We start from the raw sequence: 800 nt of genomic DNA on the forward strand, positions 1-800 counted from the left end.
GTAAGGCACTGTTCTTCAAGATTTACATCCTGCCATGCCAGACCACAGGCTTCACCGATACGAAGTCCTGCATAATAAGCTATCTGGATTGGAAGTATTGCCGGTGGATTGTAATCCTGTAGAAATTCAATCAGTCTTTCATAATCCTCTCGTGGAATTGGCTGTATATCGCCATCCATGTCATCATCAGAAAACAGGTCAACCTCATCCGTCTGGTATTTCAGCTTAATATACTGCATCGGATTGAAAGTGATATATTGCTTTGGTGATACTGCAAACCGGAATGACTGCTGTAATACTGCCGAGAAAGAACGAATGTAATCTTTGCTATAACCTTTTCTTTCTGAACCATCTGGATAAGTGCCACCAAAGGAAAGCAGATCGAAGAAGGCTTGTAAATGCTCAGATGTTACATTTTTCAACTTTCTCTCTGAAATTGGATGCTTCTTGATGTTGGTAATTGCACCGAGGTAATTCTGGACTGTCCCATTACTGAGAGTACCGGTCTTTAATTCTTCCTCTGCCCATATATCAAGTAATTCTCCAACTGTAATATTTTCCGACTTTGCAATGAATTTTTTGCTTTCGTAATCGTCCATTGCCTGACGGAGCAGTTTTTCCGTTTCACTTTTGCTTTCTGTTCCAGCGTATTCTTTCTGAACTAGATTGCCGCTTGCATCTTCTACATAGAAGCGGTAGTACCATTTCTTTCCTTTTTTTCTTACAGATCCTTTTGCCATAATCGTGTGTCTCCTTTCGATATCAGACAATCGGAACTGATGAAATGCTTCTTGCGTGTA

At 40.5% G+C, this 800-nt stretch carries 1 protein-coding gene; it reads right to left on the reverse strand.

All coding sequences use genetic code 11. The annotated features are described in order from the left end of the window. Positions 1-740, reverse strand: a 740-nt coding sequence (locus H8S17_RS16235; RefSeq protein WP_173690829.1) for a tyrosine-type recombinase/integrase, incomplete at its 3' end; no start/stop codon positions are given. Positions 741-800: the final 60 nt, after the last annotated feature.

Origin of the sequence: Roseburia zhanii (assembly GCF_014287635.1) — a bacterium.
Lineage (GTDB): Bacteria > Bacillota > Clostridia > Lachnospirales > Lachnospiraceae > Roseburia_B > Roseburia_B zhanii.